A 25806-nucleotide genomic window follows, 5' to 3' on the forward strand; every position below is an offset into this window, starting at 1 on the left:
TTAATATCCCGGGTTTTGGGTTAATGCTTTGTTTAAAGCCATCTCCGCAGTTGGAATAGGCAGTAAATAATTTCTCTCAGAAATGTTGGTAGGAGCCAACACGTGTCCCTGGGCGGCATCATTCTCTAATGCCCACACTCTGTATTCTTTCATCCGTCCGACAAAAGTTCCCCAACGGATGTAATCAGGCCTTCTGGAGGCCTCGAAACAAAACTCCCTTGCGCGTTCATCAATTATTGCCTGGAAAAATTCCGCTTTGCTCATTCCTGAGGGTAATTCCGCGTCCACCTCCGGATTCGGGGGTACCGGAAGCAATAGGCCGTAGGCTCTCCTCCTCACCTGATTGATGGCATCATATGCAAGGCCGGTTGGGCCGTTCACTTCATTTTCAGCTTCTGCGATCATCAACAGCACATCAGAATACCGGAGAATAGGAAAATTTTGTGCCGACACTACCCTGTCTTTGGGAGTTAGGGTTTCGTACTCTCTTCTCCACTTACCCATTGTTCTTCTCCAAAGATCCGGATTGTAAGTCTGTACAGCAGGGACGCCTATATAAGTAAAAGGAGCAATGTTCCAGTCCCTTCGCAGATCCGGTGACTCTTCCGGTGACTCAGAATTTTCATCTCCGGTTTCATAAAGGTCATATAACCATCTGGTAGCCAGAACAGACCCTCCACTATAGCCTATCTGTTCATCTGCGCTTCTTATACCTCCACGCGCTCCGATGTAATAGGTATACTCTTGAGATCCCGAAGACAACAGGCCGTAGAATTCTACTTCCCAAATACTTTCCTTGTTGTCGTACTCATCCTTGGCGTATTTGATAAAAATGTCCTTATAGTCAGGGTTAAGTGCATGAAAATTCGATTCCTGCACTTTTTTAGCCCACTCCAACGCTTCGGCGTACTTGGGCTTATCTCCCAATGGGTAACCGGCCATGGTTAAACACACACGGGCAAGGATTCCCTGGACAGCCGAACGGGAAATCCTCCCTCCCCCGCTCAAGTTTTCCGCCTCTTCTACCAGACCCTCTGCTGCTTTCATATCTTGGAGTATATGTGCATATACCTCTTCGATAGATGATCTCGGGACGTTGACGTTACCGATATCCGGTTTTTCGGTAAGTAGCATGGGCACACCTCCATAGTTTTTTACCAACAAAAAGTAATAATACCCTCTGAGGAATAGCGCCTGGCCTTTGATTTTGTTCCTTGCATCCTCATCCAATTCGGGATTATCCACCTTGGCAAGTACAAGGTTCGCCCTGTATATACCCTGATAAAGGGTCTTCCAGAGATTGGTAATCTGGGCATCTGTAGGTGTATAAATGTATGCCGTGGTATTAAGTTGGCCGGTATTGGTGTATTCAATGTCCGTGCTGACATTTAGCCAATAGGGAATTACATCCCCATAGGTGGCCTGGCTTCCCAGCACGTCATAAACACCGGACAGACCCGTTTCGAGCTCCGCAATCGTGGAATATTCCGGAGCAATAAAATTGGTGGGCTCTGTGCTGAGGAAATCTTCGCAGGAGGTGCAGAAAATTCCCAATAGAAAGATTAATGTATATAATTTGAAATTCATGACCGTTCAATTTTAAGTTTAGAAAGTGGTGGATAATCCAACGGTGAATGTCCTAGCCAACGGGTACGCGGCAAAGTCAAATCCGGGTGTAAGTGCCGAATGCCGGGTCGAAACATCAGGGTTTGAACCCGAGTAGTTGGTCCAGGTATACAGATTTTGTGCTGACGCATAGAGCCTCATGCTTTTCAGCCAAACCTTATTGAGAAACAACTCGCTGAAGCTATAACCCAAAGAAACCGTTTTCAACCGCAAAAAAGAGCCATCTTCGACCACTCTGCTGGTGTACCAGGTATCCTTTTTCCCTGCGGTCCTGAAATACTCCTCGCTAGGATTTTCGGGGCTCCATCGGTTCTCATAGACGGCGTACTGGTTCAGGGAAATCAGGTTTCTTGCGTTACCTTCGAAAAACAAACGGTTGGCGTTTATAATATCATTGCCATAAGACCATTGGAAAAAAACATTGATATCAAAACCTCTATATTTTAAGCTGTTGTTAAACCCGCCGCTATGGAAGGGGATGCCCCTTCCTATTACCGTGAAATCCATTTCATTCACCAACAGGTCACCATTGATGTCACGGTATTTAATGTCGCCTGGTTGTATATTTGCCCGGGGTTGCCCATTGGTGGGAATGTTGTCTTTCAGAACATACTCGCCCAACACCTGATCGAAATCCCCGTACTGGTACACACCGTCCCAGATCAGTCCATACATTTGGCCGATAGGCTGTCCCACCTGTGCTATATAGGGATGGGTATTACTGAAATATTGGTCAAAGTTCACGTTTTCAAGCAACGAGGTCTGACCCTCGTTCAGCTCTATCACTTCATTGCGGTTAAAAGTGATATTGAAGTTGGTTCTCCACTCAAAATCTCCTTTTGCGATGTTTACGGTGTTTAGTGTAAGCTCTAGTCCCTCGTTCTTGATCTTACCGATATTCTTGTAGGCGGAAGCTGAATTATAAATATTCGTTAACCCTGTGGAATAAGGCAGATCAGCATTCAACAATACATTTTTGGTCATTTTACGATAAACATCCAGCGTAATCTCCAACCTGCCTTCCAGTACGGACAGGTCATAACCTATGTCCGTCTGCACGGTAGTTTCCCACTTAAGGTTTGGGTTGCCGTAATTTTCAAGTAATGCTCCTCTAATCGGTTCACTGTTGTTGAACGAGTACCCACCGGACCTTGGAATGGTTAGTGTCGACAAATAGGCGAAATCTGATACACGGTTGTTCCCGGTGGCACCATGGCTCAGCCTCAGTTTGGCATCGGTGATAAAGCTGATACCCTTCAGCAAATCCTCCTCCGACATGCGCCATGCCAACGCTGCCGAAGGAAAGAATCCCCAGCGATTTCCTGGTGCGAACTTTGACGATCCGTCATACCTCGCCGATGAAGTAAGCATGTATTTGGATTTATAACTATAATTAAGCCGCCCAAGAAAAGATGCCAGTGCCCAGCTCGATCTGCCTGAAGTCCCAAAATTCTCAGCAGCCTCATCTAGGCCATCAACCGCTGTACCTTCATTTAAGACCTGAATGGCAGAAAACCCATAATTCCCATCTTCCTGCTTTTGTATCGCCGTTCCGATGACAGCATTGAAGCTATGGATATTATTGTAGGTTTTCTTGAAGGTGAGTGTATTGGTATTGTTCCAGTTGTTTACCGGCCGGAAATAAATGAACCCATTTTGCTTTTGATCTCTTCTATCGTTCCCTGCGGTCGTCAAAGAATTGAAAAAACCTTCCCTCCTAACCATAATATTATTAATACCACCGGCCAGTTTCAGGGTAAGTTCGGGAATGATCGAGTATTCGAAGAACCCGTTGGCCCTGAGGTTGTTCACTGCCGTTACACGATGTTCGTTCTTTGCCGATAATATTGGGTTTACCCTGAAATCCGTAGAGGGAATGGTAGGGTCAAAAAGTTCATCCATGACGTTTTCATTTTCACCAGCCACCGGGCGGAATCCCCATACCGAAGCCATCAAGCTCAGATTTCCGTAAGTCAGGGAATTGGAAGAAGACTGCGTCATGATAGCACCGTATGTTTCCTCGCTGCTGTAGGCTATATCTGCGCCCACTTTAATTTTATTATTGATTTCCTGATCTAAGGTAATCCTTCCGGAATACCGTCTGAAGCCTGAATTGATGGCTATTCCTTCTTGGTTAAGTATATTTCCAGAAATAGAATAGTTTGTTTTACCATTTCCTCCCCGAATGGAAAGCTCATGGTTAAGTACGGGGGCATTTTGGTAAATCTGATCCTGCAGATCTATACTTTCAACGTTGCGATAATCTTCCAGCGATTTTCCGTTCGTGAAATAAATCTTGTCGGCTACTTCAGGATTTAGCTCACTTTGGTACTTCACGAATTGGTAAGCGTCCATCAGCTTGATGGGATTTGGGTTTTGTGAAATCCCGTAGTACATATTGTAAGAAATTTCCGGAGCTCCCATCTTTCCTCTCTTGGTTGTTATAATAATAACCCCGTTGGCTCCACGTGCACCATATATTGCCGTTGCAGAAGCATCCTTGAGAACCGTCATTGATTCTATATCATTAAGATTCAAAGAATTGGCATAGGAATCTTCCATTGGAAAACCGTCAACTACATATAGCGGTGCTGTAGAACCGGTAATGGAACCGACTCCCCGGATGATGATGTTGTTATTGGATCCCGGCTGGCCATCATTACCTGAAACCGTCACTCCCGCAACCCTTCCGGCAAGTGCCTCATCAAAGGACTTGACCGGTGCCTTTTGTACGTCTTCCATATCGACGGTTTCAATGGAGCCAGTCATGTCTTTTTTGGTCGTTGTCCCGTAACCAACCACTACTACCTCGGTTAGAGAGGTAATATCAACCTCCATAACCAGATCCACGACTTTCCGGTTGTCAATGGGTATTTCCTGGGTACGGTACCCAATAAATGAAAATACAAGTGTTCCGGGGCCATCAGGTACTTTTATTGTGTAGTTCCCCATGACATCCGTAACGGTACCGACAGCGGTACCTTTTAGCAGAATACTTACACCAGGAAGGCCTTCTCCGCTTTCTCCGTCGGAAACTGTACCCTTCAGGGTAATTTCCTGGCCAAATCCGGCTGATGCCCACATGAAGAACATCATCAGAAAGATTGGTTTGTAGAAATGTTTCATAGCTTCAATAATAAATTTCAACGTTAACGCACTAAGTAAAATGTCACTAAAATCCTTATGCTCCTATCTTAATAGAACTCGCACAGCTAAAGGGTTTAAGTTAGGGATGAAAATGAGCATAATGAGAAAAGTAAGAGGGTACATGATCCCTGCTACCAACCATAGCGGCCCATAGGAATAATTTTGCACGACCATTCCAATTAGAGGATTGACCAGCACTCCAGCCAATGCCCCGGCAGTTCCGGACAGTCCCACTACCGTTGAGGTCGCATATTTTCCAAATATATCCGAGATGGCAGTGATATAGTTGGTGATCCAAAATCCGTGGGCAAACATCATTATTGCCATAAACCCAACAGCAAGTTCCACCGACGAAACCCGGGAAATAAAAGGCGCAATCAGGGTGAGTAGGGCTGCAGACCCCATAACCCATTTCCGGGCAGCATTTACCGAAAGGTTGTTCGCAATCAATTTATCGGATATCCATCCCCCTATGATGTTGGAAACTCCAAGCGCCATGAACGGTATCCAGAAAAGCTCTCCAATCCTATCAAAGGATAGTCCACGTTCCTCACTTAAGTACTTGGGCACCCAAAACATGAGAAAATAGAACACCGGATCCAATAAAAAACGCATTAGGACTAAGACACGTGCCGATCTGTTTTTTATGATCTCACGAAATGATATTCCTTCTGCCCGTTCGACCGGGGCATTTACTTCTTGGTCCTGAGTGGCGCCGCCCTTGTTTCTCCATGAGATTGCTACCCATGCCAACACCCATAGAATGCCGAACAGCCCAGGAATAATGAAGGTCCAACGCCAGCCATAGGTGGAAGAAATAAGAATGGTAAGAGGCGGGGCCACTACTGCGCCGATTGCAGAACCGCCAATGGCAATCCCGTTTGCCAGTGCACGTTCTTTTCTTCCAAACCATTCATATACCGTTTTGGCAGCACCGGGAAAGCATCCCCCTTCCCCTATTCCGAGCAGAAACCTAAAAGCAAGTAAATGATAAAACCCGGTTATCACCCCATGTAAAACACTTGCTGTAGACCATATCCCAACCGAAAGTGCAAGCCCAAGTTTTCCTCCGATTTTATCAATCAACCGTCCACCGATAGTAAACATCAACGCATAGCTGATAAGGAAACTAGTATTAATTATGCCGTATTGCACATCAGTAATGTTCAGCTCATCCTGTATCTTAATAATGGTCATTGACAGCACCTGTCTGTCGAGAAAATTAAGACCTGTAGCTATGAAGACCAGGATAAGTATAAACCATCGTATTTTTGCTTTCATCAGCTTAACGCTCTAAGTATTATTTTTCAATAATAGAAGTTTGATTTATTAAAAACAAATAATCGAGATTTAATTTTCAATTTTTAGCGCAACCCCGATAATTATATCAATTAAATAGGTGTTTACGAAATTTATGGATGGCAGAAGAGCGTTCGGCAACAAAAAATATTAACGCACTAAGCATCAACAACGTAATTCCATTTGTAGGAAAAGTATTTATAAAAAAAACAGTGCCAAGCTATTTTTCACAATAGATAATCATTTGTCTGCATGGTTTGTTTCTGGAGTAGACGATTCGCTATAATATTCGGGATTGGCGACAATGGCAAATTTATATTTGTCTCCACGATAGTAAGATTTCTCAATTTCAACGACTGTATCTGAATAACACAGAACTACACTGTCAAGCACAAAGGCAGGCAAAGGATCCGAAACTTCAAAATTATTTCCTTCTGCTTGAGGCATCAGGATCATTGTGCTAAGGTTTTGTTTAATATCTGAGATCTTAAGATCGTACTTGTCTTCGTAGATTTTGAAATATGAAATCTCGGTAGACATCTTATTAATCTTGGGACAAAGCTTGAGAGAAATGTACTTAATTTCATCTTTCAGCACAATATCGTTGGCATAGCGCACTTGATGGATTTTGAGAATAGGGCCTTCCATGATATAGTGCTTTCCACTGATCTCAGAGGAAACCCCGTGATTTAATATTGTTTTTTCCAGTACAATATTTTTCGGATTAAAACCTTCTGCCTTCAAACTCTCATTGAACCCCCTCCGGGTAGAATCAATAGACCCCAGAGTGCGGAGAATGCGATGATCTTCGTTCCTGTTCAAAACAAAAGTCCCTTTTCCCTTTATTCGCTGGGCCCAACCTCTAGATTCGATTTCCAGAAGACTTTTGCGGGCTGTAGTATTGCTTACTTCATATCGTTTTATCAGTTCATTCTCAGAGGGCACCCTATCTCCCGGTTGTAATTCCCTGGATTTTATTTTCTCAATGATATCTTCACTAATAGATATGAATTTTGGTTTCATGTTATCGTTATTTTCAAAATGTTGCCCCACTTACTTGATATTTTTTACGGTTTGCCTTACTACGAAAGTAACGAATGTAAAGTAAAGTAGGGTGTTGGAGACAATACACATTGGGGTAATAGCCTTAAATTTTCAGAATTCTATCCTATAGACTATGCTTATTTCTGAAGCATTCCGAATGCATAGGACAGATCCAATCCGGAAGTCGTAAAAGATAATAACTTCCCGCTTATCCCCAGCTCATCATCTATGGCCGATATACGTAAAAAATGTTTGTGCATCACAAAAAATTGTCTGGCCAGGGATTCTGGGATCATAGGATGGTGGTGGATATAGAAATAACCACTAAAATTATCACTTCATTTCTCAATACGTAATGCCTCTTTTCACCCCAAAGGAAACCGATATGCTAACCGAAAAGGATGGAATTAATTTTGAATAAAGGGCTATTAAAGTGGGACTTTCGTCCCACTTCATTTTACCTGAGTGTAGTTAGGATCGACCTCAATTCCTGTGATTCAATGGATGAAAGTGGTTTTAATGGACTTCTTAAATTTCCACCTTCTTCTCCTATAATCGTTAACCCTGCTTTAATTGATCTGGGCAACCCTTTGTTTACAATAAACCTTAATAAATGAATCTGCTCGTAGAATATTTTTTGGGCTAATGGTAAATCGCTTTTTACCATGGCTTCATAAAGTCCTAAGTTCAGCTTGGGTATCAGATTAGGAGCTGCTGTGCACCACCCGGCTGCACCTGCTGCAAATGCAGCCAGAGCTAATGGATTTGAACCATTATAAAATGCTACATCTTCCCCCAGTTCTTTTCGTAGGTAGTGCATCCGCTGAACATCTCCGGTACTTTCCTTTATCATAGTGACATTGGGTATCTGAAGCAACCGTTTAAGCAATGCAGGAGACATATCCACTCCACCGGTGGCAGGATTATTATAAGCCATGATCGGGATAGAAACCTGTTCGGCAACAGCATCATAGTGCTTAACTATTTCATCATCGGTTAATTTCCAATAACTCATTGGAATAATCATTAAGGCAGTTGCCCCTGCTTTTTCCGCAAACCTGGCGTGGTAAACGGTGCGTTCTGTTGTCAGGTTGGAAACGCCCACCACTACAGGAACACGTGCATTTACTTGTTGGATAGTAGCTTCCGTAACCGCTTCTTTCTCTTCATCGGTAAGATATGGAAGAACTCCTGTGCTCCCCAGAGGCGCGATGCCGTGTGAACCGTTGGCAATAAGCCTTTCTACCATAGTCTTAAAAAGCGGAATATCAACTTTCTCATCTATGTCGAATGGTGTAATCGGATAGGCAATAATTCCTTTTAAAGGTATATTTTTCATCTATATATAATTTCTTTTAATGGTCAGATGGAATCTCGCAGGATTATAATCATCTCTGTGAGTGTCGTTTACGACATACTCGATTTCATCGTATGAATCAGTTTAGTTTGAAAAAATGTCCCTTTCCAGGAAGGGACATTTTTAATTTACAGGTCTCGGCCTTCTTCTTCTCGAAGGGCTACTCCCAAGTTTTGTAACTGTGGTGCATTTTCGCATGCAATGTATTTTGCTTCTTTTTTGCGGCTGCGGTTTCCGTGCCTGTGCCAAGCCCAGGAAGGAATATATACAGCATCACCTGCCTGCCATTCCACTTTTTCTCCTTCAATTTCTGTCCAGCCCTCCCCTTCAATTACATATAAAACTGTTTCGTAAGTGTGTCGGTGGCGGTTGGTGATTTGGTCATTTAAAAGTCCTCCGATTGTCATACTGACATTTTTGGTCGGTAAGTCAACAAAGAATACGGGATGCTTCCTTTCGGTGGAAAATTGGTCATGTTGGCCGGCCTGCTCCACATTTTTGTGGATGAGCTTAGTGGGTTTTACATACCTAGGACGGTCAAATGTTTCATGAAAATCCTTTGAGCTGAATTGCTTTTCTTCAAGTTTCATTTTCTGAAAATTTTAAGTTGTTGCGTTATTGCGAAACAAAAATCTGAAATATTTGGACTATCTTAGTGGCTCAGTTTTAAATAAAACAGATAGTCCAGATGCTTAGACCTTGGGAACTCCAAATCGACCTTGACTTGAAGGATACAAAAGCTGTTTATTTACAGATAGCTGATGCGATTATAGATGCCATCAAAAAGAACAAACTTAAAAGCGGTGATTGTCTGCCAGGTAGCCGTAAACTTGCCAGCCTATTAAAAGTTAACCGTAACACCGTAGTGCAAGCCCTTAATGTACTTTTGATCGAAGGTTGGTTGACTACGGTTGAGCGTAAAGGAATTTTTGTAGCGGAAATCCTTCCTGCCGGTTCAAGAGTTTTTTCTCAGGATATTGATTATCCGACGGAGAAGAATAGACCAAACCCCAAACCTTCTATCGTGTTTGACGATGGTTTTCCAGATAGCAAACTTGCCCCAATTGATGCGTTAGCCAAGGCTTACAGAGAAATTTTTAGCCGAAAAGGAAGAAGGCAACTGATGGGATACTCAGAGGCTCAAGGCGATTACCCATTTAGAGAAGCCATCAGCCAAATGCTGAATTTCAAACGAAATCTTACTACAGATCCAAGCCAAATTGTAGTTACACGTGGTAGCCAAATGGCGATGTTCCTGACTTCCCATTGTATAATTGATAAAGGTGATATGGTGATAATTGAGAATCCGGGCTATAAACCTGCTTGGCTAGCCTTTGAAAATGCCGGGGCAAAGTTGGTTCCCGTCGGGGTGGATGAGCAAGGCATCGTGGTAGAGGAAATAAGGGAGATCTTAAAAAAGCATACCATCAAAGCTATTTATATAACTCCACATCATCAGTTCCCCACTACGGTAACTCTTAGTATAAAGAGACGATATGAACTCATTGAGCTTAGTAATATCCATAATTTCTACCTGATTGAAGATGACTATGATCACGAGTTCCATTTTGCGGCCCGACCGGTTTTTCCTGTTGGAAGTTTGGCACATATAGACAACTATGTTTATATCGGAACAATGAGTAAAATTGTCGCTCCTGCACTGCGGATAGGATATTTATTCACAAATCAAACCTTGACAGATAAAATAGTGGCACTGCGTAAAATAATAGATGTCCAGGGAGATTCCATGATGGAACAGGCTGTATTAGAACTCATTAAAGAAGGGGCGATTAAGCGGCACTTGAAAAGGGTGAGTGCCATTTATTTGAAAAAAAGAGACTACTTTGAAAATCTGCTCACAGCACATCTGAATACCAGGGTGGATTTCCAAAAACCAAACGGAGGCCTTGCCTTTTGGCTGAAACCAAAAAAAGAGATCGATATTTTTGATCTGGCAGCCCGGTTGGAAAGAAAAGGGATTTTAATTTTAACCCCTGACAAATACAGTTATAGGGAGCCGATAATGGGGTTAAGGCTTGGTTTTGCTTCGTTGACAGAAGATCAACTGGAAACGGGAATAAAAACTCTTGTACCACTATTAGACTGATTCATATTCGGGGAAATCAACCTGCAAATCCGTTGTGGCAAACTTTTCCTGCAGGAATTTATACAATAGTTCTGTCCAATTGTTGCTTTTAATATGTGAACGGGTACCCTGCATTGTTCTTCATCAATAATAATCGGGGAATCACACTTGTTCGAGTTCTTCAATGATCGGTTCATTAAACTTCTGGAAGATACCGGATGATCCTTTCGCTTTTTGTAAGTTATCCCTTCCTCTTCAAAAGGAATACCCCCCATTTCTCTTAGCGACGTTTTTGTATGCCTTTTCATAGTCTTTTGTGTTTTGGTTTGACAAATACTTATGAAGCTGCGCCAGCCTGAGACCGGCACTAAGTGCAAGAGGAAACGGAATAAACCAGCAAGGGCAAGAGCGCAAGCTTTATGCCGTAGTCTCTTGCCTCGTGTGACGGGATCAGGCTAAATTGGCGGAAAAAGGAATGGAAAAATAGTATTGTTTTAAAATCATCTATTATAAGAAAATGATACAAGTAATATCATATTCTACTAGGTCTAACTCATCTTGTGATCCACCCGTAACCAGATGAACCTCAAATACAGAACTTGTATATAGTGAGCTGCGAAGCCCATACAAAAAAATTACCAGAAGATCATTTCTTCAAAACACCGCATTTACCTTATTAGCCATCAGATTGCTGGAAAGTATACCAATAGATGAAACCCCAAATGGAGATCGCCTTCATCTATCATATCGTGCATAGTACTTCTGCTCCTCCTTGCAATTTACTTTTTTCAGCAGCATCCATAAAGGCATAGATTTCCAAGGTTTCAGTAAAATCAACCGGTGAAACCTTGGTTCTGAAAAACCGGGCAATTTGCTTTGCCAAGGCTTCATAGCCGTCAAAGGAACCCAGCGTAAGATTGCCCCCTGTCCCGAAGGCAGTCCCACCATAGTCATGTACACCTGTACGCATTCCCCTAAAAGTCCCGATTCTTCCATCAGCCCATTTTCCTACTACTATGTCCGCATCATGGCTATAAATCCTCTTAACAGATTCACACCCGGGCCCCATCACAGTAAAAAGCATTTCCACCCCATGAATTCCATACCAAAACAGGTCGCTATGGCCTGGTTCTATTTCAGCAGGACTGAATGTATCACAGCCGATAATTTTGCCGAGTAAGTCCTCATTACGTATGGCATGTACATTTTGCTGATATCGCAGAGAAGAAGCAGAAAATAGTGGTACCCCGCTCTCCTGAGCCTCGGAATAAATCGCCTTGACTTCTTTGTAATTCGCCGCCACAGGCTTATCAATAAATAGAGGTTTATTCGCTTTAAAAACCTTTCTTGCCTGCTCTAGGTGAAGGTTGCCATCATTGGTTTCAAGAAGAACGACATCTATTTCTTCCAGAAGTTCCTCTATGGAATTTGAAATTCTTACTCCCATATCCTGGACAGCCTTTGTATATTCCGGAATCCTCTCCATACTCGATGAAATTTTCATACTGCCATAAGGAAAAGCAGATACCACTTTGAATCCCTCAAATTCTTTTAGGGGATTTTCAGCATTAAACAATTTTGTGAATGCTACTGCATGGGAAGTATCCAAGCCAATGATCCCAATCCTGATAGAAGCATTGCCGAAGTGGGGGATTGAACCTAAATCCAATCCCGCTCCAACCCCGAAAATCGCGGATTTCTTTAAAAACCTCCTTCTGGATAAATCCATGAAGTCATTATGCTGTACCATACGAGTAACTGATCTTAATTAGTATATGCATTAACCACTTGCTTATCACTTACGGCCTGAACGACCAAAGATCCGTACCCCTTCGGAAGAAAAGCGTTCCCTGATTATCCATGACCAGTAAACCTGCCTTATCAGACAGCTCGGTTAAGATCATTGACTTTGGGTCAATCCTGAAAAGCTTCTTGTTATCTGTTCCATATACATGACCATCTGGATGTAAGATAAGAAAAGAACTTCTCCAGATGTGGCTTTTAAACTCCGGAAATTCATACATTTTATGCGTATTGACAACCTTCCTGCCTATCGGGTCAAATTTAAAAAGAGTTCCATCTCCCATTCCCCATATATTACCGTCAGGACCTTTAATAAAACCTGTTAAGGCTGAGGCTCCTGGAATAGGAACAGTCTGAAAAAGCTTTTTGCCAGTTTCCGGATCCCATCCAACCAAAACCGCTTCTGTAGTTGTAGGCTTTATTCCTAGCCCACCGGAAATAGTAGTACCTACCAAAACGTATTCACCTGTATAGATAAGACCTGAAATAGCCTGTGAATCAACTGGACTTGGATGACCTTTTAGTTCGTCGCTGTTAAGATCGTAAGTGATTAAGGCACCCCCAAGTTTACCGTATTCAGGGATCATCCCAAAAACCACCATCTCTTTTTCAGGGATACTAACTTGCGCAAATGACCTGCTTTGGTTAGGGATTTGTCCAAGCATTCTTGGGTTTCCCCCTTTTGGATCCCATGGAATTCTGATGTCATATTCATAGAATTTACCTTTGGGATAGACTCCAAAATATATCTTATCCTCTTGATATGACATCCCCTCAGTCTGGTCAAGTCCCGGTAGGAATCTATGCTCTCCGGTTAAGGGATTATAGGTAGCATTTCCCCCTGCTAGGTAACCTCCCGACCAAATGTTTCCATCCGGACCATACATTAAAGACTGGATCGGTATAGGTTGGCCTGGTACGTTTAATTTAGTTTTATCAAACCGCCTGCTTTTCGGGTCATATTTAATCAGGTTTGCGCCAGAAGTCAACACATATACTTCACCTTCATTTCCCATGCTGAAGGCGTTGGCAGTACCAACTTCATCCTCCAAAACCTCAGCGTTAGCTTCTGAAAAGGCAGGGTCGAATCTTTTCAAAGAACCCCCAGAAGTATAATAAACAGCATCCCCGCTAGGTACTCCAGTAATAGAACGCATATCCATCCTTTCTATTTCCTGCTCGAATTCACCTGATTTCAGGTTATAAACCAGCGTCACACTGCCATTGGTCAGCAAGACGAACAAGCGGTCATTTCCATCTATCCCAGGAACAATTTCCAACCCATAAACAAATTCATAGCCTTGGTATTTTTCAGGAAGGATGTCCCTCTTTTCTCCTGTTTTGGGGTTGATTTCGATAAGGTGTGCTTTAGAACCCACTCCTGCATAAATCATTTCGGTTTTATGATAATAAGCTATGCTCCTCACGTAATTCTCATTTTCAACCAAAGGCCCCTTACCTACATCAGAAAATCCATCGGCAGGATGGTATCTAAACACCCTACATCCGGGGTAAGTAGCCCCAAAAACCTCAGCATCTTTTCCTGCTGTAAGATTCCACAGGTAAGTCTCTCCTTCGAGTGCCACCCCCAGATCAATCACTTCCGCACTTCCCGGCTTATGGGAAAACATCGTACCATCAGCTCCGGGGATATAAAGTGTACCATCTGAAGTCTGGGCCATATCCCAGGCACCATCTGCCTCACCCAAAGGAAGATCTACGAGTAGGTCTTTGGTTTCCACATCATAACCAAGCAGGTGCGCAGGTTCTCCCCTTACCACCGTATAGATCAATTCCCTGCCATTCCCATCCTTTAAAAAAGCACTGCCCTGTATCATTGAGGCAAATAATTGGGGGCCGTGATTATTGAATTGCACTGTATCCACTTGGGCAATCCCTGGGACACCGGAAATCAAAAAAATAAATACCGCCCCAAACTTTATTAGAAATTTCATAAATCTAGTATTTATCGTTGAGTAAAAACTCCCTTACAAATGAGTCATCATTCAGGTCGGGATATTCTTGGTGGACTCGTTGGATTTCTTCCAACTGACCGACAGATAATCGCTCATCTGGATTAAGACAATGTGTGGTCCCAAGTAAGTCTTGCTGTTTAAGCATGGTATGCATACCCGGAATACAGCCATGAAACTGATGGGATGGATCAAACATAGCCGCGTTTACATCCGTAATAGCGACTCCTTTGGAGAGTAGGCTTGCCCAGTCCTCTCCACTCCCTTGGGCCTTGCATTGCTTTACTTCCTCCAAGAGACTGACTGCCTTTTGTGTCCATACTGCCCAATGTCCCAGCAGTCCTCCCACAAAAGCTTTTTTAACCAGCTTTCCGGCAACGGTGAAACGATAGTCGGTCAACAAATCCGCTACGATATTATCATCATTGCCGGTGTACATAGCAATGCTATCTACCCTTGAACTGTTGCATACAGCCCGCATCACATCCAAGGTCTGATACCGGTTGAATGAAGCGCATTTTATCGCTACAACATTGCTGATTTCGGCGAACAGTCTCCAGAAGCCATAACTAAAAACCCTTCCTCCAACTGAAGGCTGCAGGTAAAATCCAAAAACAGGAATCACCGCGGCTACCTCTCTGACCCTATCCAATATTTCCTGTTCTGTCCACCCCTGTAATCCTCCCATACTGAGCAATCCTAATTCATAACCGTTTTCCAAAGCCAGTTTCGCCTCAGATACTGCCTGCAGGGTATCCCCACAGATGCCGGCAATTTTCAGGAAAGGACGACCCAGATTTGCTTCGTCAATCTCTTCTGATGCCCATTTTAGCACTGTTTCGTACAGGTTATGTCTGGGATCCCGTATTTCAAATTGTGTAGAGTGCACGCCTACGGCGATTCCCCCTGCCCCGCTGGCCATATAATACCTGGTTAGTTGCCTTTGCCTTTGCTCATCTATGGACCGGTTTTGGTCCAAAGCGAGTGGATGTGCAGGAATTACGGTTCCATTAAGCAGGTGTTGATACAGTTCTTTCCTTAATTCCTTCATCAAAACTTCCCCCCTCTCTGCTGAAAATGTGTAGGCTTGCCAAACTCATCACCCCCTTGAAGCAACCAATTGGCAGTGATTTCCACCATCTCCCTAGGGGTGGTTTTAGGATAACCGAATAAACGGTGACATTCGGAAGCATTGTTCAGTAATGCTGTACCGACAGGCTCATTGATGAACTTAGGCTCTTTGTTAAAAATTCTTCCAAATTCCGAGGCAATCCAGTGAATGGAAAGGATTTCCGGCCCGGTAACATTCAGCAGTTTTGCAGGTGCCGTGGTGTGTAAGAGGGCTCTTAATGCTATTTCATTGGCATCTTTTTGCCAGATTACATTCACATTAGATGTGCTCAGATCAATTTCCTTTTCGTGAAAAACAGCTTTAGCAATTTCCAGTAAAATACCATACCTAAAGTCCACCGCATAGTTAAGCCTATAGATCAACATGGGGGTCTGGTTTGTTTTTGAGAAGTACTCAAAAACCCTTTCCCTCCCTAAGCAGGACTGGGCATACTCCCCTATGGGCTCAGGTGCAGTATCCTCTGTTGCCCCTCCTGAAGAGAGAGGGACAAATGGCAGCACATTTCCTGATGAAAACACGACCAGTCTGGAATTTTTGAATTTTTCCGAAACCCTTCCCGGTAAATAGGCATTCATTGCCCAGGTAAACCCCTCATTTCCTGTAGTTCCAAACTTATGTCCAGCCAGGTAAATAATATTTTCCACCTGAGGCAAATTCTGCAGCTCACTGTCATTGAGCAGATCACAGGAAATTGTTTCAACGCCTGCCTCCTGTAATGATTTCATTGCACCAGCATCTGAAAACCTGGAAACCCCAAATACACGTTTGCCCAATCCTCCCGCTTTAATGGCATCTTTGGCAAGTTTACCCATGCTTGGCCCCATTTTTCCTCCTATCCCAAGCAACATGATATCCCCTTCTATCCGGGCCATATCTTCAATCAGTGCCTCTGATGGAACAGTCAGTTCTTTTTCTAATTCCTTTAAATTTTTCATTGATATCGGTTTATATTTTCATTCTAGTTCATAAAAAGTGCTTTGAAATTCCAGCTGGCCAAAGCGATCAGCAGCAGCAAGCCAACTGCTCCCGAGACCTTTACAAAAGGGTTATTCACTCGGTCACCCATCATCTTCTTGTCATTGGCTACTACGTACATGGCTCCCCCGATGAAAGGGACAAGAAAAATGGTCACACTTTGGGCAAAAATGATCAGCTCCAGCGGAAGCTTGCCAAAAGCCAACGAGATGCCTGCTCCGCAGACCATGACCAGAGCGATCAATCCCCTGACCTTGCCGGAGCTCAACCCGCTGCCAAATCCAACAGCGTCTCCCAATAGACTACCCCCGACTGTGGCATTTCCAATAAGTGATGAAAATGAAGCTCCGAACAGTCCTGCCAAAAACAAATAAGCCGCAGCTGAACCGAACAGTGGCTCCAGAGCTTTGGACATTTCAGACGCCGAATTGACCTGGATTCCCTGGGGGTACAAGACCGCGGCTGCGCAAATGATCACCACAGCACTCATCAACCCCAACAGGACAATTCCTGTGATACTGGTATTTTTGTCAGTATTTCCTCCTTTGCTCTTGTTTCTCTCCTGGACGAGATAGGTTTGATAAAATGCTCCTACAATTGAAAAGCATGAAGCAACAAAAGCAATCATAATAGCTTCCGAGCCAATAGGAACATTAGGAACCAATCCACTGCCGATGGCTGCAAAATCCGGTTTAATCATTACCACAGTGGTCAGGAATGAAAGTAGCATCAAACCGACCAGACCAATCATCAACTTTTCCAACGTCTTATAAAAACTCCTGAAGAACAGCAAGCTCATCCCGAGGAGATTAAAAACCAAAACCCAAACCCAGCTGGAAGTTCCGGTTGCTTCCGCAACAGCGATCCCCACTCCTATGGAGTTACCTGCCTGAAAGGAGGTAGTTACCAAGAACACTCCCATCCCTATGATGACCCCAACTGTCCTCCCCCACTTTTTTCTTATCTGGGACAGTAAGGTCTCCTGGCTACTCAGACCAATCCTTGCCCCCATATCGGTAAACACCAGCATAAAAAAGATGGCCACCACGACCAACCATAAGGTACTATACCCATATAAGGCACCCAATTTTGAAGTAATGGTCATTTTGCTTGGCCCAAAGACCAAGGCCGCGGTGATGATACCGGGACCAAGACTCTTGAGCCTGCTTATTATTATTTCTACCTGTTTGCTCATCTGTTTTGTTCAATAAAATCCGGATCGATTATTTGCGCATTCTCTGTCCATTCAGCCCTGATATAATTAAGGATATCAGCTACTTGCCTGTTGTCCAAAAACGCAAAGCTTGGCATCTGTTGCACGCTCCCGGATGCTTCTGAACCCTTCAGCACCAGTCCAATCAAAGCGGAAGGGTCTCCTGTGATCAATCGGGAGTCTTTTAAGGAAGGGAATACCTCAGGAATACCACTTCCATCCTCTTTATGGCAGGAAGCACAGTAACTTAAGTATAGATCACCGCCATTCAATATTGGCCCTTGTCGTGCTTTCTCCGGAATGAGTGGCGACGTAGACATTTCGTCCGAACGGCTTATTTTTAAGATTTTGTCATCCCCATCCAAAGGAAACCCCGGCTGGGGATTCCAGTCGAGGTTACTGGTGCTCAGATAGATTTCGCCCCCACTACCTGTCACGATATCCCGCAGCCTACCATAGCGGTTTTCAAACAGTATTTCTTCTGAGATGATATCATCCCCTTTTTCATTCAATGAAAGTATTCTGAGGCTCTTGCCCTTTAGGGTTGTCAACAGTAAAGAATTAGTCCATTCCGGAATAGCATTGCTCCCGTAATAGGTCAATCCTGAAGGCGCAATTACCGGAGTCCAGGAACGCAAGGGCTCTACCGTATTATTCTTGAGGGCAAAATCCAATTCCCCTTCAAGATCCTGTTTTCCCTCAATCTCAGGCCAGCCATAATTCCCTGACTTTTGGATGAGGTTTACCTCATCTTCAATTGCATCACCATGTTCAGAGGTATAAAGCATACCACTGGAAGAGAACACCAGTCCCTGCATATTCCTAAATCCCATCGCCCACACATAGCTTTCGGGATCAGGATTGTCCTTTGGAATGCTTCCATCTTGATTGATTCTAAGGATTTTCCCGTTCAGGGATTGGGGATTCTGTGCATTCGAGAAATCATGTATATCCCCGGTAGCCCAATACAATTTGTCATCTGGGCCGAAGTCCAGCCTGGAGCCATTGTGAGATGTCCCACCTTCGATTTCCAATAGTACAAATGGTTGGATTAGCGTATCGTTTTGGCAGGTATACCGGACGAGGCGACTAACAATTTTACTATTTTCCTTTAAAGTATAGTTAAGGTATACATAAGGAAATTCCCTAAAATCAGGATGTACAGTCATCCCCAATAAGCCTGAGGTCCTCTCTTGCCAAACATCAGAGAGTGTCAAAAGATGTTTTAAAGAACCTGTCTTTAGGTTCATCCGGGATACTTTGCCCTTTTGCTCAGCGATCCACAAATCCCCCAGTCCGTCAACTTCCAAGTCCCAAGGAACTTCCAGTCCAGAGGCCAGTATCTCTACTTTCAAGCTTGAAGAACTCAAATAGACCATATCAAGGAGATCCAGTTCAATCTCCTTTTCCTGCCTGCAGCCCGTTAATATGTACAAGCCTAGCAGTAAAAACCCCAGTACAGTCCTGTTACTTGCCATTGTTTCCAGAGATTAGTTCAGGTTTTGCAAACTGCCCGTCCATTTTGGCTGGAAGCCGATAGACATTCCCTGAACGGTCAGAAAAATAGAGTGCGGAAACTGATTTTTCCCGTCCGTGCCCGTCGGCCCAAAATGCATAAAAACCATCATTGGCATTCACTGGTTTTCGGGCATATGAGTGATTATAACTGCTGTCAAAAGTGAGCTTTCTACTTGTCCAGTTTTTACCTTGATCCAGACTGGTCCAGAGCACCATCTCGCCTCCAGTGTTGAATTTTTGGGGGCCTGCGTCAGTGGGCCCAATTACCCTCCACTTACCCTCACCATCAATGTAAAGGGATCCCATATCGTAATTATTGTCAGAGGACGTTACTGGCAGGATTTCCCACTCATTACCTGTAAATCTTGCTGTATGCCAGGTTCTGGGCCCATTTTCAGGTCCAGCTTCATACCCCTTACTGGTCAGGTATAGAATCACAGGCCTATTATGGCTGTCAAATTCCAGGTCATTGATGTAAACCAATAGACCCTCGGACTTATAATCCCTCACCAATGTCTTATTTTGAACATCCTTAAGAGGAATAGTTAGCCGATCACCACTTGCGTTTGTCCAGCTTTCCCCAAAGTCATCTGTCTGCAGGTAATATAAATTTGTTCTATAGTTGAGCCCGTTGCCCTCCTTGACAAAAGGGTGAAAATTAAAGGATGTTCCCAGCAGGTTTCCTGACTGTCCACTGGTCTGATAGTGCCCCTCCTCAATCCTGGCAATATCCTGCCACTCAGAATACGAGCTCCCATCCACACTGGTCATAAAACCAATCGTTCTTCTGGGCTTTTCCGGCTGTCCGGGTATCACTCCGGTCTGGTAATGGGTAAATAAATTGATGAATCCCTTGTTGGGTTGATACCAACTTTGGAGATAGGAAAAATTATCCATTGGGACTTTTTCACCCTGCTCGATTTTAGTGGCCAACACAGCTTCAAACTCAGAAATATCATAAGGTTGAGTACTCTTGTGAATATATGAAGGCCGTAATGTCCCATTAGAGGTAGAGAAAATCCAGATATAGCCCTCCTTATCAATGTTCATGACAGGGTTGTCATGGGCATTATCCGTTTGTTTATCCAAGACCAGTGTTGGTCTGGGAACCTGACCTGTTGTATGGTCAAAGTAGGACACCATGTGGTATAGGGTATTCCCCTCCGAATCTGCTCCCCCGTAGCAAAAAAAAGTCTTGTTTACCGCTTCTGCATACACTGAAAAGGGGTAATGGTTTGCCGGATAGGTAGCTAAACCGCCACCATATTTATAGACATACTCATTTTCAGAGGGCTCATTGCTGTACCAAATCCCTCTGTACCCCGTTTCCTTCCGGTTGGGCGTACTTATGGATTGGGCAAGTGAAGTGTTTACCAGGAGGATGGTAATAAGACAGCATATCCACGAACTGTGTAGTAGAGTTGACATTTGATAGTTTTCTTAATTCACTGATTTTCCTTATCTCAAATCAGCACATGGTAGCAAAGAGTCCCCAGCCACCCCAAAAAACTGGGGTGGTAGCTAGAGAATAGAGATATGGATAGTAGTTTTTCCGGATCAATATCCCGGATTCTGTACGATCAGACCGGGATTAATATCTATCTGACTTTGAGGTATCGGAAATAACAAGTTGTGGGCTTGGATACCTTTTGAGGAAAGTACATTCAATGCCTCATCGGTCCTGACCAGATCAAACCACCGATGTCCTTCAAAGGCAAGTTCCACTCTTCGCTCATTGGCAACTGCCGCTCTGAAATCCTGCTGGGTGGCCAACACGTATGCGGGGACTGGCCCTGAACTGCTCATCATAGGCAATCCTGCTCTTGACCGGATCTGGTTGAGCAGTAAAAAGGCCTCCCCATCCGGCTGAAAGGAGATCTCATTTAGCGCTTCGGCATACATCAGTAACACATCGGCATAGCGTAGAACAATCCAGTTATTGTCACTGTCCAGGTAAGCAGCAGGAGTTCCCGAATACTTTAGGATATAATTATGTGCCACTTCATTCCCGTTTAGCTGATAGGAAGTGGCCATTGAAAGTTCTTTTCTGGCATCCCCAACGCTGTAGGCAGCATTCATATCCTCCGTGGGAATATTCTGTCCCAGTGGATTGCCTACAGATACAACCGCTGTGCCTGATCCTATAGGAGCAAACTGGTTGGTAAAGGGACTTCCTTCTCCGTTTGAACTGCTACTAAATTGTACTTCAAAGATAGATTCAGCATTATTTTCATTCGTTGGCCCAAAAATATCCCCGTAAGAGTCCATAAGCCTATAGCCTGTCTGGCCTGAGGCATCGATCACTTCCTTGAGTTTTTGTGAAGCCTCAGTCCATTCTTTTCTGGTAAGGTAAATTTTAGCCAATAAAGTCATTGCCGCTCCTTTTGTTGCTCTTCCTGCTTCAGCACTGCTGTAAGTGAAAGGAAGACTTGCTTCGGCATCATTCAAATCAGTTATAATCTGTGTATAAACTTCCTCTTTTGGATTCCTTCCAAAAGTATAGCCTTGCTCAGGGCTGGAAATCATCTGTAACACTAAAGGAACATCCCCATATATTCTGACCAGGTTAAAATACAGCAAAGCTCTAAGGAATTTTGCCTCGCCCACGTAGCGTGTTTTGAGTGTTGCATCCATTTCTACAGTAGCGATTTTGTCTATTACAATATTCGCGGCCTGGATCCCCTGATAATGTGCATTCCAGGTAGTGCTGCTTATGGAATTGACAGCATCATTGGTGAAGTCATCCACAGCCTGTAGGTTTGCGCCAGCATTGGGGTTTGTAATTTCGGTATTGTCTGATCTGAGTTCCCCGATTATGTGCATGGAAGAATAGTAGGTTCCGCCATATTGAAGCGACCCGTAAACTGCCGTCAGGGCATTTTCCATATCAGAGGCGGTCTTGTAAAAATTAGTACTGTTTTCCTGGGAGATAGGAGCCAAATCCAGAAAATCACTGTTGCATGCGCTAAGTCCCATCATGAGCAAAGCACCAACCAATTTATATTTTAGTATGTTATTCATAAGATAATCCATTTAGAAGCCAATAGTTAAACCCAACATGTATGTCCTCGCCAGCGGATATCCTCCGGCATCAACACCAGGCACAAGTGGGTTTCCTCCCTGTGCCGAAACTTCCGGGTTGAATCCCTCATATTTGGTAAAGGTGTAGGCATTTTGAACGGTAAAATTCAACCGTGCATTGGAAACTTTTATACGCTCCAGGATAGTTGCCGGGAAGGTATATCCTAGAGTAATGTTTCTGATCCTTAAGAATGATCCGTCCTCTACAAACTGCGAAGTCACATTGTTTACCACATTGCTTCCTGCGTAAGCGTTGAAATTCCTGTCAATCATGGGAGAAGATCCATCTCCCCGGTCAGCTTCGGATTTCCATCCATTTGACGCACTTCGAAGTACATTGTAAGACCCGGCATAATTGCCATAATATCTTCTGGCCAAGTTGAGTACCTCAAATCCCTGTACTCCCTGCAGTGTAAAGGAAAAATCCACATTCCGGAACGAGAACCTATTTGTCATTCCATAGGTAAAATCAGGAAAAGGATCACCTAAAATCGTTCTGTCATCGGTATTGATAATCCCGTCACCATTGACATCGGCAAATTTCAATCTCCCTGGAATGGACTGAACAGTTCCATCGCCGTTCAATACTACCGCACTGTTTTCAACATCTTCCTGATTTTGATAAACGCCGACTACCTGATAACCATAAAAACTTCCGGGGACAGAACCGATCTGTGTAATATGTGTTGGTGAAGAGGAGGAAGTTGCCTGTCTGGAAATAATCGGTGACCCGTCCGGCCCCAATGCCATCACCTCAATCTGATTAAAAGCAATATTAAAATCTGTTGTCCAGGTAAAATCAGACACCAGGTTTCTGCTGGTCAGTGTAAATTCAATTCCTTTATTCTTAATCTCCCCTATATTCTGCAATGCATTGGTATAGCCAGTAAGAGTAGGCACCGGAACATTCAACAATAAATCAGAAGTACGTTTGATGTAATAATCTGCCGCCAGGTAAATCCTGTTTTGAAATACACCTAGTTCCAACCCAAAATCGAGTTGTTTGTTTTTCTCCCATCCCAACGTGGAGTTGGGAATATTCGCCAATCTCATGCCGTTGCTGATACTGGTACCCAGTGGATAATTCTCTATGGCGGTCAGACCGATTGCACCATAGTTAGAAATGAAATTATTACCTGTCAGACCGTAACTGGCACGTAGTCTAAGTTCCGACAACCAGCTTACCTGATTCAGGAAATTCTCTTCTGAAAGCCTCCATCCAAGTGATAGGGATGGAAATGCTCCCCATCGGTTATCAGATCCGAACCTGGACGAACCGTCCTGTCGGAAAGTTGCAGTTAAAAGATAACGATCATCATAATTGTAATTCAATCGTGCCAAATATGACAATATGGACCACTCTTCCTCAGTATTCAGTGCCCGGGTAATCAATCCTGCAGCATTTGTTGTTCTTATATTGTCATTTGCGAAATTTGTCCCAGTGATCTGACTGGCCTCTAGTTTCTCTTTTTGTACCGTATATCCAAGAACGGCATCAAATGTATGCTTGCCCAACGTCTTCCCATAGCTTAGCGTAAATTCGCCAAGCCAGTTTACCGTCTGTGCCGTATTATTGGATCCCACGGCGGGCCGGGTAAGATTGACACTGTTTGGATTGATAATGGAAGAACTGAAAATATCCTCTCTAAAGCTTCTGATATCTGTGCCTACCAAAGCTTTGAACATAAGGTTATCGACCAGACTAATCTCAGTAAAGGCTGTGCCCAGCAATCTCAGGTTTTTTTGCTGATGAAAATATTCCCTGGCAATTTTTACCGGATTATCTACCTCCGAGGTCCCAATTCCCTGTCCGGTTATCTTGGTATAGTTACCTTCTGAATCGTAGGGAGTCAAATGTGGGCCGGCCGTAATTGCGGATTGGATTATCCCACCCCCTTGCCAGTTTCCTTCGGCCAGTGACTGATTGGAAAAAGTATACGATGGAGTAATGTTCACACCCACTTTTACGCGATCGTTCATCTGGGATTCCACATTTACTCTAAAGGAATACCGTTTCAAATCCGAATTTATGATCACACCTTCCTGCTCCAAGTACCCTCCGGAAATAAAGTACCTGGTTTTAGCATTTCCTCCCGAAAAGTTAAGGCGGTAATCACTCATACGTGCGGTACGAAAAACAGCATCTTGCCAGTTTGTGCCTTTCCCCAAACTTTGTGGATTTTCAAACCCTTCAGGAATCAGGTACATGACATTCTGGATTCTATCAGCGTTGGGATCTGATGCAGATCTTCCTGGCCCAGAATTCACCCATGCATTATTTCTGGCTTCATTGATATAAGTTGCAAACTCAGATGCATTCAGCACATCCAATGTCTTTTCTACCTGCTGAAACCCTGAACTCACATTCAACTCAATTTTTGCCTGTCCTTCCTTGCCCGATTTTGTTGTGATCAGCACAACGCCATTGGAACCCCTAGAGCCATAAATAGCAGTGGCGGAAGCGTCTTTTAACACCTGGATATTATCAATGTCCGCAGGATTAATGGTGTTGAGCGGGTTGTTCCGCTGATCAAAATCATTCGTTACCGGAAATCCATCAACCACGTATAAAGGCTCGTTTCCGGCACTTAATGAACCTGCACCACGGATACGCACTGAAGCCCCTCCCCCAGGTGCCCCTGTTGCCTGGGTTACCACCACACCTGCCAATCTACCGGCGATTGCCTGATCAATACTGACAATTGGTTGATCCTTGAGCTCCTCAGATTCTATGGCGCTGACGGCCCCGGTGATGTCTTTCTTTTTGACCGTACCATATCCTACCACCACAAATTCATCAAGGGAATTCTCCTCCTCTTCCATCATCACCTGTAATACAAAATCAGAATCGATCAGGATTTCTTTTCGTTTATATCCGATAAATGAAAACAAGAGGGTCTGTCCAGGATTTGCGTCTATCGAAAAACTGCCGTCCAGTTCGGTCACTGTCCCTTCGCTTGTACCTTTTACCAAGACAGAGACACCCGGCATGGGCTCACCCAATGAATCTTTTACCGTTCCTGTGATATTTTCTTCATCTGATCTTTTGACCAACAAAGAATTATCCTGAGTTGGGTTCCTAATCACACTGATCGCATTATTGACCTGTTTAAACCTCAGTTCTGTTTGTGAGGCAATGTTAATTAGGTGATTTTCTACGCTTTCATATTCTTCAAGATAAGAAATAGCCGAGTCTGACTTGACCGCCACATAGGTATAAAAGAATTTGAACTCTGTCTTTTTCTCAATTTCATTAAAAAATTGAACCAAAGATTTGGGTTGTTTTTCCAGTTTAAGAAAAACCTCATCAATGCTTTTTACCTGGGCTTTAGAGGTATTGGCCAAAAGAGGATTGAGTGATATGCAGAGCATGAAAATTCCTCTGGCCACTAGCTTAATAGACATGACTATTAATGGTAATATTTTTTTCATATGTTTGAGGGTAAGTTGAAACATGATAATTCCCCAGACGACAGTTTGCAATGCTTCTGAACGGGGCAATGTGTTTTGATTTTAGCAGGAGCGTATTCGTAGTACGTTCCTGTTTTTTCC

17 protein-coding genes are annotated in these 25806 nt (G+C 43.7%); 1 reads left to right on the forward strand and 16 read right to left on the reverse strand.

Going from position 1 to position 25806, the window contains the following annotated elements:
- The 7 genes from ID165_RS14640 to ID165_RS14670 form a co-directional block, all read right to left on the reverse strand.
- Positions 1 to 1587: a RagB/SusD family nutrient uptake outer membrane protein gene (locus ID165_RS14640; protein WP_192085563.1), complete on the reverse strand. Its 1587-nt coding sequence runs from the start codon at positions 1585 to 1587 to the stop codon at positions 1 to 3.
- 18 nt (positions 1588 to 1605) lie between these two features.
- Entirely contained in the window at positions 1606 to 4752 is a 3147-nt protein-coding gene (locus tag ID165_RS14645; RefSeq protein ID WP_225586749.1) for a TonB-dependent receptor, read from the reverse strand.
- A gap of 63 nt (positions 4753 to 4815) precedes the next feature.
- A complete protein-coding gene (locus ID165_RS14650; RefSeq protein WP_192085567.1) occupies positions 4816 to 6054 on the reverse strand; it encodes an MFS transporter in 1239 nt (412 codons plus the stop codon).
- A gap of 258 nt (positions 6055 to 6312) precedes the next feature.
- Positions 6313 to 7095 (reverse strand): GntR family transcriptional regulator, encoded by a 783-nt coding sequence (locus ID165_RS14655; RefSeq protein ID WP_192085569.1) that lies wholly within the window; start codon positions 7093 to 7095, stop codon positions 6313 to 6315.
- Positions 7096 to 7253: 158 nt separating this feature from the next.
- Positions 7254 to 7412, reverse strand: coding sequence for a hypothetical protein (locus ID165_RS14660; protein WP_192085571.1), 159 nt, complete (start codon positions 7410 to 7412; stop codon positions 7254 to 7256).
- Positions 7413 to 7573: 161 nt separating this feature from the next.
- Entirely contained in the window at positions 7574 to 8455 is an 882-nt protein-coding gene (locus tag ID165_RS14665; protein WP_192085573.1) for a dihydrodipicolinate synthase family protein, read from the reverse strand.
- 146 nt (positions 8456 to 8601) lie between these two features.
- The gene (locus ID165_RS14670) at positions 8602 to 9063 is read right to left on the reverse strand and encodes a cupin domain-containing protein (protein ID WP_192085575.1); all 462 of its coding nucleotides are present in this window, start codon (positions 9061 to 9063) and stop codon (positions 8602 to 8604) included.
- A 98-nt stretch (positions 9064 to 9161) separates the two neighbouring features.
- On the opposite strand from ID165_RS14670, the gene ID165_RS14675 reads away from it, so the two are divergent.
- Complete coding sequence (locus ID165_RS14675) at positions 9162 to 10580, forward strand: PLP-dependent aminotransferase family protein (RefSeq protein WP_192085577.1); 1419 nt, start codon at positions 9162 to 9164, stop codon at positions 10578 to 10580.
- 721 nt (positions 10581 to 11301) lie between these two features.
- On the opposite strand, the gene ID165_RS14680 is transcribed toward ID165_RS14675, so the two are convergent.
- The 9 genes from ID165_RS14680 to ID165_RS14720 form a co-directional block, all read right to left on the reverse strand.
- The gene (locus tag ID165_RS14680) at positions 11302 to 12309 is read right to left on the reverse strand and encodes a Gfo/Idh/MocA family protein (RefSeq protein WP_225586751.1); all 1008 of its coding nucleotides are present in this window, start codon (positions 12307 to 12309) and stop codon (positions 11302 to 11304) included.
- Between the two features lie 49 nt (positions 12310 to 12358).
- Positions 12359 to 14317 (reverse strand): hypothetical protein, encoded by a 1959-nt coding sequence (locus tag ID165_RS14685; protein WP_225586753.1) that lies wholly within the window; start codon positions 14315 to 14317, stop codon positions 12359 to 12361.
- 4 nt (positions 14318 to 14321) lie between these two features.
- Positions 14322 to 15386 (reverse strand): dihydrodipicolinate synthase family protein, encoded by a 1065-nt coding sequence (locus ID165_RS14690; RefSeq protein ID WP_192085579.1) that lies wholly within the window; start codon positions 15384 to 15386, stop codon positions 14322 to 14324.
- Complete coding sequence (locus ID165_RS14695) at positions 15386 to 16402, reverse strand: NAD(P)-dependent oxidoreductase (RefSeq protein WP_192085581.1); 1017 nt, start codon at positions 16400 to 16402, stop codon at positions 15386 to 15388. Before ID165_RS14695 ends, ID165_RS14690 begins: the two co-directional genes overlap by 1 nt.
- Positions 16403 to 16425: 23 nt before the next feature.
- The gene (locus tag ID165_RS14700; RefSeq protein WP_192085583.1) at positions 16426 to 17637 is read right to left on the reverse strand and encodes an Nramp family divalent metal transporter; all 1212 of its coding nucleotides are present in this window, start codon (positions 17635 to 17637) and stop codon (positions 16426 to 16428) included.
- Positions 17634 to 19133, reverse strand: a complete 1500-nt coding sequence (locus ID165_RS14705) for a PQQ-dependent sugar dehydrogenase (RefSeq protein ID WP_192085585.1) — start codon at positions 19131 to 19133, stop codon at positions 17634 to 17636. Before ID165_RS14705 ends, ID165_RS14700 begins: the two co-directional genes overlap by 4 nt.
- Entirely contained in the window at positions 19123 to 20601 is a 1479-nt protein-coding gene (locus ID165_RS14710; RefSeq protein WP_192085587.1) for a BNR-4 repeat-containing protein, read from the reverse strand. The genes ID165_RS14705 and ID165_RS14710 overlap by 11 nt, the downstream gene beginning before the upstream one ends.
- 129 nt (positions 20602 to 20730) lie before the next feature.
- Positions 20731 to 22194, reverse strand: a complete 1464-nt coding sequence (locus ID165_RS14715) for a RagB/SusD family nutrient uptake outer membrane protein (protein ID WP_225586755.1) — start codon at positions 22192 to 22194, stop codon at positions 20731 to 20733.
- Positions 22195 to 22206: 12 nt separating this feature from the next.
- Positions 22207 to 25686 carry a TonB-dependent receptor gene (locus ID165_RS14720; protein WP_225586757.1) on the reverse strand — a complete coding sequence of 1160 codons (3480 nt, stop codon included), beginning with the start codon at positions 25684 to 25686 and terminating at the stop codon, positions 22207 to 22209.
- Positions 25687 to 25806: the final 120 nt, after the last annotated feature.

The sequence above is a fragment of the Algoriphagus sp. Y33 genome (assembly GCF_014838715.1).
Taxonomy (GTDB): Bacteria; Bacteroidota; Bacteroidia; order Cytophagales; family Cyclobacteriaceae; genus Algoriphagus.